Source organism: Paenibacillus flagellatus, from assembly GCF_003217775.1.
GTDB classification, from domain to species: domain Bacteria; phylum Bacillota; class Bacilli; order Paenibacillales; family NBRC-103111; genus Paenibacillus_AB; species Paenibacillus_AB flagellatus.
This window is the reverse complement of the sequence record NZ_QJVJ01000003.1, coordinates 671,993-680,835: the sequence shown is the minus strand read 5'-3', so window position 1 is coordinate 680,835 and position 8,843 is coordinate 671,993. Positions and strand designations below refer to the sequence as shown.

The following is an 8,843-nucleotide window of genomic DNA, read 5'->3' as shown; positions in this document are numbered from 1 at the left end:
GTGGTAGACTTCACCTAAAAGGTGCTCCTCTCTTTGGGTGATGTTGTCCTGGACAAACACCATTCTACCAAAGATTTGGAGCCCTTTTTATGTTTTTAATGCGCAGTACTTTCGAAATTCAGGTTCAATAAAATATTCCTCTTGCCGAACATGGTATAATGGGAAGGTCCAATCGATAGGGAAGGGAGGCGAAGCCGCGTGTATCCGGACGAATACGTAGACTATATGGTCCATTTCCATGCGGACCGCGATTGGTTCGAATGTCACGAGCTGCTGGAGGAGTATTGGAAACGCCATCCCGCCGACCGGAGAAGCAAGACGTGGGTCGGCCTCATCCAAACGGCCGTCTCGCTTTACCATCACCGGAGGGGAAACCGTGCCGGCGCCTTGAAGATGGCGACCGCTGCGCTGGCCAACGCGGACGACGCGCATTTGAGCGAGCTCGGCATCGACGCGGCGAAATTCCGCGAAGAGCTGGAGCGGCGTCGGGCGATGCTGGCACACGACGAATCGGCTCCGTTCTCCGATATGGATATTCCGATAGCCGACGAGTCGCTGCTTCGCCGCTGCGTCGAACGAAGCGCCGAGCTCGGGCTCGAGTGGGGGAGGCCGAGCGATCCGGCGGATCGGTCGGTCGCCGATAAGCATACGCTGCGCGATCGGAGCGAGGTCGTCGAGGCGCGCCGGCGCGAAGCCGAACGAAGACGGAGGAAGCGGGAGGGAGAGCGTGGAATGGAGCATGTCGCGTCGAGACTGGAGCGGCAGATCGCGTTTATTTTGGAAATCGACAAGCTGAAGCACGTGTTTCGCAAAAGCCGGCTTATCCGCAGCGAACGGTTCGAGAACGACGCCGAGCACACGTGGCATCTCGCCGTCATGGCGGTGCTGCTGGCCGAGCATGCGAACGAGCCGGAGCTCGACCTGCTCAAAGTGCTCAAGATGCTGCTGATCCACGACTTGGTCGAGATCGACGCGGGAGATACGTTCGCGTATGACGAGAAAGGGCTGGAAGGCAAGTACGAGCGCGAGAAGGCGGCGGCCGACCGCCTCTTCGGCCTGCTGCCGGACGACCAGCGGGACGAGTTCCAAGCATTGTGGGAAGAGTTCGAGGCGCGCGCGACGGCCGAAGCGGCATTCGCCGCCGCCGTCGACCGGCTGCAGCCGATGCTGTTCAACTACGAGAACGAAGGGCAGTCGTGGAAGGAGCACGGCATTACGAGCGACCGGGTGCTGGCGCGCAACCGCCAGATCGGGGAAGGGTCGGAGACGCTGTGGCGGTACGCCGAGCGAATGATCGTCGAGGCGGAAAAAAGAGGTTTTTTTTCGAACGAAACTATTGAGCCGAAAAGCTAAAAAGAGTAAAATGCAGGACAGGGAACAACCCGTTAACCCTTATACTGGATTGGAGAAGGAGATATCGGCGATGAGCAGACTTTTGGACGACATTATTGATTACAATCGTTCGTTTGTCGAACAGCAAAAGTACGAACCGTACTTGACCTCCAAATTTCCCGATAAGAAGTTCGTCATCTTGACGTGCATGGATACGCGGCTGATCGAGCTGCTTCCGGCGAGCATGAACATCAAGAACGGCGACGTGAAAATGATCAAATCGGCGGGCGGCGTCGTCTCCACCGCGTTCGGCGGCATCATGCGAAGCATCATCGTCGCCATTTACGAGCTCGGGGCGGAGGAAGTGCTCGTCATCGGCCATTACGATTGCGGCATGGGCGCGATCAATCCGCATGCGATGAAGGAGAAGTTTCTCGCACGCGGCATCGAGGAAGGAACGCTGGAAATTTTGGAGCATTCCGGTCTCCATATCGAGCGTTGGCTGAAAGGGTTCGACGATGTGACGGAGAGCATCCGAAGCAGCGTCAGCCTCATCCGCAACCATCCGCTCGTTCCGAAAATTCCGATTCACGGGCTCGTCATCGACCCGAAGACGGGCAAGCTCGACGTCGTGGACGAAGGGTACGCCTTCTTGGAGCGATAATAACGAAAAAAAGGGCGATCCGGCCTCTGGACCGGAAAGCCCTTTTTTGATGCGCGCCCGTGTGGGCGACCGACCGTTTCACACGCCGGCTTTGGACCGAAGGTCCGTCGTCTTCATCGCCGGGTTGTACGTCTGCTGGCTGCTCTTCAGTACGAGCGTCTGCTGACCGGGCTTGCGGTCGACGGTCAGCCGGTCTTCGAAAAACAGCTCCTGCCTCGGATCGAAGAAGACGGTGAACACGTTGCTCCTCGCCAGCCGGTCGTCCTCTTCGGGACTGTCGACGACCCACAGCGCGGCGACGCCGTTCACCGCGCAGCCGCACCCGTCGGTATCGTAAGCGAGCTTGAGCGCGCCCGCCGAGCTGTCGGCGAAAAAGCGGCTCCGGACGAATTCGGCCGCTTCTTCCGTAAAATGAACGTTCATGATGCATCCCCCTCCGTGCCTCATCGAAAAGGCTTCGATCAGAAGCTTTTCTAATTTTACCATAAACTCGCCGCGAAGTTGATTTCGCCACACTTTTCCAAGTATGATGGAGTCATTCGGACGTATCGAAGGAGGAGCTGATGTCGGGTATGAGCGATCCGGTTCAATCGGTGCTGCAGTCGTTTCGCGGGTATGTCAAAAAAATGAAAAGCTACGGGGAAGCGCTCGACGTCATGTACTGGGACTTGCGCACCGGCGCGCCGAGAAAGGGCGTCGAAGCGCGCTCCGAGGTAATCGGCGAGCTGTCGGCGGAAATGTTCAAAATGTCCGTTTCCGACGAGATGGGGCGTTACTTGGAGCAGCTGTCCGCTCCCGAGTCGTTCGGGCAGCTGGACGAGACGAACCGCAAGCTGGTCGAGGAATGCAAGAAGGAGTACGACCGCAGCAAAAAAATTCCGCCGGAGCGATACCAGGAGTACGTCGTACTGACGTCGCAGGCGGAAACGGTGTGGGAGGAAGCGAAGGCGAAGTCGGATTTCGCGATGTTCCAGCCGTATCTTGAAAAAATCGTCGCCGCCAATCTCGAATTCGTCGAGCTGTGGGGATACGAAGGACACCGCTACAATACGCTGCTCGACATGTATGAGCCGGGGATGACGGTCGAGAAGCTGGACGCGCTGTTCGCGGACGTTCGCGAGAAGCTCGTGCCGCTTGTCGCGGCGATTCAGAAGTCGGCGAATAAGCCGGACACGTCCTTCTTGAACCAGACGTTCGACGTCGCCCAGCAGAAGCTGTTCAGTTTGTTCATCCTGAAGGAACTCGGCTACGACTTCGAGGCCGGGCGTCTCGACGAAAGCGTCCACCCGTTCGCGACCGGCCTCAACCCGGGCGACGTGCGGATTACGACCCGCTACTTGCCGAACGATGTGACGAGCGCGCTGTTCGGGACGATTCACGAGTGCGGACACGGGCTGTACGAGCAAAACATTTCCAAAGACTTGATCGGCACGCCGCTGTGCACGGGGACGTCGATGGGCATCCACGAGTCGCAATCGCGCTTCTGGGAAAACATGGTCGGCCGCAGCCGCCCGTTCTGGCAGCGCTACTATGGCAAGCTTCAGGAGCTGTATCCGGACCGGTTCCGGGACGTGCCGGTCGAGTCGTTCTACCGCGCGATCAACGTCGTGCAGCCGTCGCTGATCCGGATCGAGGCCGACGAGCTGACGTACAATCTGCACATCATGATCCGCTACGAGATCGAGAAGGCGCTGTTCGACGGCTCGCTGCAGGTGAAGGACTTGCCCGCCTACTGGAACGAGAAGTACAGGGAGTATCTCGGCGTCGTTCCGTCCCATGACGGGGAAGGCGTGCTGCAGGACGTCCATTGGGCCGGCGGCGCGTTCGGCTACTTCCCGTCGTATTCGCTCGGCAACATGTATTCGGCCCAAATTCGCCACGCGATGGAGAAGGAGCTGGGCGCCCTCGACGATTTGATCGCGAACGGCGATTTCGCCTCGGTCAAGGCTTGGCTCGTCGAGCGCATTTATCGGTACGGCAAGCTGCTGACGCCGCAGGAGATCGTCATGCGCGTTACGGGCGAGCCGCTCGATCCCGACTACTTGGTCCGGTATTTGCAGACGAAGTACGCCGACATTTACGGGCTGTAACACTAGAATGAAGAAGCGGAGAGCGCGGGCTCTCCGCTTTTTGCCGTATCGGCGTCTTTTTTCGATCCGAGTCCATGGCCGCCGGAGGAATCGTTCGCACCTTGGAAAAGACGTTAACCTCGAACTGGGCTCCCGCATATGATGGGCATACGACTTATCATACAAGGAGGACTGACCGTGAACAGAAAGACGCTATCGCTCTTCACGCTGATCGCCGTCCTCGTTACGCTTCCGGTCGCGCTCGGGGCTTGCTCCGGCTCCGCCGAAAACGAGACGAAGGTGCGGATCGGCGAAGTGACCCGGTCGATTTTTTACGCTCCCCAATACGTGGCGCTCAGCCAAGGTTTTTTTAAGGAGGAGGGCCTCGACGTCGAGCTGACGACGACAGCCGGCGGCGACAAGACGATGACCGCCCTGCTGTCGAACGCGATCGACGTGGCGCTCGTCGGGTCGGAGACGTCGATCTACGTGCACCAGCAAGGGTCCGACGATCCGGTCGTCAATTTCGCGCAGGTCACCCAAACCGACGGCACGTTTCTCGTTTCGCGCAAGCCGGTAGCGAAGTTCGACTGGTCGATGCTGAAGGGCAGCACGTTCCTCGGCCAACGAAAGGGTGGCATGCCGCAAATGGCGGGCGAATTTACGCTGAAGAAGAAGGGGATCGACCCGCACAAGGATTTGAATTTGATCCAAAACGTCGATTTCGCCAACATTCCGGCCGCCTTTTCGTCCGGGACGGGCGAATACGTCCAGCTGTTCGAGCCGCAGGCGACGATGATCGAGCGGGAAGGCAAAGGGCACGTCATCGCGTCGTTCGGGGTGGAGAGCGGCAAGCTGCCGTACACCGTATTCATGGCGAAGAAAAGCTACATGGACCGGAATCAAGCGACGATCCAGAAATTTACGAACGCCGTTCACCGGGCGCAAAAATGGGTGAACGACAAGCCGGTCGACGAAATCGCCGCCGCACTGACGCCCTACTTCGCCGATACGGATAAAGAGGTGGTCAAGGCGGTCGTCAAACGGTACAAGGACCAGCAATCGTTCGCGACCGATCCGATCGTCGACGAGCAGGAATGGAACAACCTGCAGGACGTCATGCAGGCGGCGGGCGAACTGAAGCAGCGCGCCGACTACAAGGCGCTGGTCGATACGTCGTACGCGCGGAAGGCGATCGAGGCGGCGAAGTAACGGAAAACGCACGGGGAAGGGACGGTGACGCACGTGAAAACGGCAGTCGGCATTTACGGGGCCTCGCACGTTTACGTGTCCGGCAAAGGGGCCTTCCTGGCGGTGGACCGGGTAAGCTTCGCGCTCGAGGCCGGCGAATTCGTCAGTCTGGTCGGGCCGAGCGGCTGCGGCAAGACGACGATCCTATCGATGATCGCGGGATTGATCGAGCCGACGGAAGGACGGGTGGAGGTCGGCGGCAGCCGGGTAAGAGGCCCGTCGGACCGAATCGGCTACATGCTTCAGCACGATTACTTGTTCCCGTGGCGGACGATTCTCGACAACGCCCTCATCGGGCTGGAGCTGAAAGGCAAGGTGACGGAGCAGCAGAAGAAGAGCGCCGTCCGCCTGATGGAGGAAATGGGACTGGACGGCGTCGAGTCCAAGTATCCGCATCAGCTGTCCGGCGGCATGCGCCAACGGGCGGCGCTCGTGCGGACGCTCATGACGTCGCCCGACATTCTGCTGCTCGACGAGCCGTTCTCGGCGCTCGACTACCAGACGAAGCTGCTGCTCGAGCGGCTCGTCTCCGATACGCTGCGCAGCCGCGGCAAGTCGGCTCTTCTCGTCACCCACGACATTTCCGAAGCGATCGCCATGAGCGACCGGGTCATCGTGCTCGACCATAGTCCCGGCCGGGTGCGCAAGGAAATCGTCGTGCCGGAGCCGATTCGCCGCGAGACGCCGATGAAGGCGCGCGAGCTGCCCGATTTTCATGCGTTGTTCAACGGCATCTGGAAAGAATTCGAAGAGATGGAGTCGAGGGGGGAGACCGTATGACGCATCCGACGGAACGGGATCGGACCGAAACGGGCGGGATCGGCCTAACCGAGCGCGTCTTCCGCGAATATCGCAGCCGGAGCCGGAAGACGGCGGCGGCGGTCGTCGCGACGCAAATCGCCGTGCTCGTCGTCTTCATCGCGCTGTGGGAAATCGCGGGACGCAACAAATGGATCGACGTGCTGCTGTTCAGCTACCCGAGCAAAATCGCCGCTCTGCTTGCGGACAAATGGGCGGACGGCTCGCTGCTGCCGCACGTCTGGGCGACCGTGCTCGAAACCGGCGCCGGCTTCCTGCTCGGCACGCTGTGCGGCACGGCGCTCGCGACGCTGATCTGGTGGTCGCCGTTTCTCGCCCGCGTGCTCGACCCGTATATCGTCGTCGCGAACAGCATGCCGAAGGTGGCGCTCGGCCCCCTGTTCATCGTCGGCATCGGGCCGAACGTCATGTCCATCATCGCTACGACGCTGGCGGTTACGGTTATCATTACGACGCTCGTCGTCTATACGAGCTTCAAGGAAGTCGACGCGAACTACGTGAAGGTCGTCCGCATGTTCGGCGGCTCGCGGGCGCAGTCGTTCCGGAAGGCGATATTACCCGCCACGCTGCCGACGATCGTGTCGACGCTGAAGGTGAACGTAGGACTCGCCTGGGTCGGCGTCATCGTCGGCGAGTTTCTCGTCTCGAAGCAGGGGCTCGGCTACTTGATCATCTACGGCTTCCAAGTGTTCAACTTCACGCTCGTGCTCGGCAGCCTCGTCATCATCGCGATCGTCGCGACCGTCATGTATCAGGTCGTCGCCTATGCGGAGAGCCGGCTGCACCGCAGGCAGTAGCGGAAGCGCCCGCCAAAAAAAACCGCGCGATCGGACAATTCCCGGTCGGGCGGTTTCGTGCTTTCCGACGTCGTCCTCTCCTCCTCTATAGCGCCGAAATCGGGGCGTTTCGACAACATCCGATTGTGCGGAACGGCGTCGTCGGGTACGATATAAAAAAAGAATGGGGGGAGGGAACCGGCGTGGGCATTCGCATTATCAAAACGGCGGTCGCCACCGTGCTGGCGGTTTATTTGGCCATGAAGTTCGACCTGCAGTTCCCGATGTCGGCCGGCTTGCTCGCCATTCTGGGCGTCGAGTCGACGATCCGCAAAGGCATCGTCACGTCGCTTGCCCGCATCGGCGCTTCGATGCTCGGACTCGCCATCGCGACGCTCATGATGGTCGTATTCGGGTTTCATCTGTTCGTGCTGGCCGCCTTCATCCTGATCGCCTTTCCGCTGCTGAACCGGGTCAAGCTGCAAAACGGGCTGGCCACCTGCTGCGTAACGGTGTTCCATATTTTTTCGCTCGGCGAGGCTACGCTTGCGATCGTGGCGAATGAGCTCGCCCTGCTGCTCATCGGCCTCGGTACGGCGACCGCGGTGAACGTGGTGTACATGCCCGACGCGGAACGGAAGCTGAAGGAGGCCCGCGCCCGGGTGGAGGAGCTGTTCTCCTCCATCTTCATCCACATCGCGCGCACGCTGCGGGACGCCGACTACGTATGGAGCGGCAGCGAGGTGCTCGACGCGCATGAGGCGATCCGACTCGGGGAGCGGGAAGCGGAACGGGCGGCGGAGAACCGGCTCTTTTCCGGGAAAGCGGATTGGACGACGTATTTCCGGATGAGAGCCGCCCAGCTGGAGTCGATTCAGGACATGCTGCACATCGTCGCGCAAGTGTACAGCAGCCTGCCGCACGGTCAGCTCGTCGCCGAGCTGTTCGAGGCGCTGAGCGTCGACGTCAAGAGCGACACGTATACGGGCAACGTGGAGAAGCGGCTGGCTTGGCTCGAGGCCCGGTTCAAGGAAATGCCGCTGCCGCAAACGCGCGAGGAGTTCGAAGTGCGCTCCGCGATTCTCCAACTTTGCCACGAGCTAACATATTATTTGAATATCGCGAAGCGAGATAAAAGGCAAGTAGAGTACCCGAGTCCGGCTTGAAAAACGGAGAAAACGGCAAAAATCGGCCGTGCGGCCGCTTCCGTCTTCGCTTTTTTCTTTCATCGGCCCGCCTCAAAAAAGTTGTCACCCTAGACGAATGTCCTGCATACACTTTAAGTGAATGATTGTCATGGAGGAGGTTTGCAGGATGTCGATTACAGATAGAGATACGCATTGCAGAGAAATCATCACGAAAGCTGTATGCGGCAAAGGTCGTAAGTTTTCGCAAGTGACCCATACCGTAACTCCGCCGCACAGTCCGTCCAGTATTCTTGGAGCCTGGGTGATCAACCACGAATATGAGGCGGTCAAATCGAGCGACGGGGTCGAAGTGGTAGGTACTTACGATATCAACATCTGGTATTCTTACGACAGGAACAAGAAGACGGAAGTGGCGAAAGAGACGGTCTCTTATGTGGAGCTCATTCCGCTGTCGTATGTCGATCCGAAACATAGGGCTTCTACGGTCGAGGTCGCTGCGGTCGCGACGCAGGACCCGAACTGCGTGGAAGCCAACGTTTCGTCCTCCGGTAACGGCGTCGTGATCCGGGTGGAGCGGGAGTTCCAAGTCGAGATGATCGCGGAGACGAAAGTGTGCGTTCTCGTCTGCGAAGGAGGCTGCGACGATTTGGGCGACAAGGACGCCGACTTCGACGGCGGCGACGAGGGCGACTTCGAGGATCTCGATCCGGATCTGCTCGACGACGAGGTGAACTGATACTTACTGTTACTTACTTGCTTTAGTTTATGCCGGAGAATTCGTTTC

General features: G+C 59.4%; 9 protein-coding genes. 8 read left to right on the top strand and 1 reads right to left on the bottom strand.

Annotated features, from left to right (window positions below; all coding sequences use genetic code 11):
* Positions 1–198: 198 nt before the first annotated feature.
* Complete coding sequence (locus tag DLM86_RS33075) at positions 199–1,353, top strand: DUF309 domain-containing protein (protein ID WP_110839744.1); 1,155 nt, start codon at positions 199–201, stop codon at positions 1,351–1,353.
* A 70-nt stretch (positions 1,354–1,423) separates the two neighbouring features.
* A complete protein-coding gene (locus tag DLM86_RS09560; RefSeq protein ID WP_110839743.1) occupies positions 1,424–1,996 on the top strand; it encodes a beta-class carbonic anhydrase in 573 nt (190 codons plus the stop codon).
* A gap of 78 nt (positions 1,997–2,074) precedes the next feature.
* On the opposite strand, the gene DLM86_RS09555 is transcribed toward DLM86_RS09560, so the two are convergent.
* Positions 2,075–2,419 (bottom strand): iron-sulfur cluster biosynthesis family protein, encoded by a 345-nt coding sequence (locus DLM86_RS09555; RefSeq protein ID WP_110839742.1) that lies wholly within the window; start codon positions 2,417–2,419, stop codon positions 2,075–2,077.
* Positions 2,420–2,559: 140 nt separating this feature from the next.
* Here DLM86_RS09555 and DLM86_RS09550 point away from each other — a divergent pair, with 140 nt between their 5' ends.
* From DLM86_RS09550 to DLM86_RS09525, 6 genes are all read left to right on the top strand, one after another.
* Positions 2,560–4,086, top strand: a complete 1,527-nt coding sequence (locus DLM86_RS09550) for a carboxypeptidase M32 (protein WP_110839741.1) — start codon at positions 2,560–2,562, stop codon at positions 4,084–4,086.
* A gap of 177 nt (positions 4,087–4,263) precedes the next feature.
* Positions 4,264–5,277, top strand: a complete 1,014-nt coding sequence (locus DLM86_RS09545) for an ABC transporter substrate-binding protein (RefSeq protein WP_245954463.1) — start codon at positions 4,264–4,266, stop codon at positions 5,275–5,277.
* A gap of 33 nt (positions 5,278–5,310) precedes the next feature.
* Positions 5,311–6,096: an ABC transporter ATP-binding protein gene (locus DLM86_RS09540; RefSeq protein ID WP_110839789.1), complete on the top strand. Its 786-nt coding sequence runs from the start codon at positions 5,311–5,313 to the stop codon at positions 6,094–6,096.
* Positions 6,093–6,932 carry an ABC transporter permease gene (locus DLM86_RS09535; protein WP_110839740.1) on the top strand — a complete coding sequence of 280 codons (840 nt, stop codon included), beginning with the start codon at positions 6,093–6,095 and terminating at the stop codon, positions 6,930–6,932. The genes DLM86_RS09540 and DLM86_RS09535 overlap by 4 nt, the downstream gene beginning before the upstream one ends.
* Positions 6,933–7,114: 182 nt before the next feature.
* The gene (locus DLM86_RS09530; RefSeq protein ID WP_110839788.1) at positions 7,115–8,077 is read left to right on the top strand and encodes an aromatic acid exporter family protein; all 963 of its coding nucleotides are present in this window, start codon (positions 7,115–7,117) and stop codon (positions 8,075–8,077) included.
* 148 nt (positions 8,078–8,225) lie between these two features.
* Positions 8,226–8,795, top strand: coding sequence for an outer spore coat protein CotE (locus DLM86_RS09525; protein ID WP_110839739.1), 570 nt, complete (start codon positions 8,226–8,228; stop codon positions 8,793–8,795).
* Positions 8,796–8,843 lie beyond the last annotated feature (48 nt).

Bases quoted from the DNA above. Each gene is read 5' to 3' on its own strand.
- DLM86_RS09560 (WP_110839743.1), top strand. From the start codon at position 1,424: ATGAGCAGACTTTTGGACGACATTATTGATTACAATCGTTCGTTTGTC.
- DLM86_RS09555 (WP_110839742.1), bottom strand. From the start codon at position 2,419: ATGAACGTTCATTTTACGGAAGAAGCGGCCGAATTCGTCCGGAGCCGC.
- DLM86_RS09550 (WP_110839741.1), top strand. From the start codon at position 2,560: ATGTCGGGTATGAGCGATCCGGTTCAATCGGTGCTGCAGTCGTTTCGC.
- DLM86_RS09535 (WP_110839740.1), top strand. From the start codon at position 6,093: ATGACGCATCCGACGGAACGGGATCGGACCGAAACGGGCGGGATCGGC.
- DLM86_RS09525 (WP_110839739.1), top strand. From the start codon at position 8,226: ATGTCGATTACAGATAGAGATACGCATTGCAGAGAAATCATCACGAAA.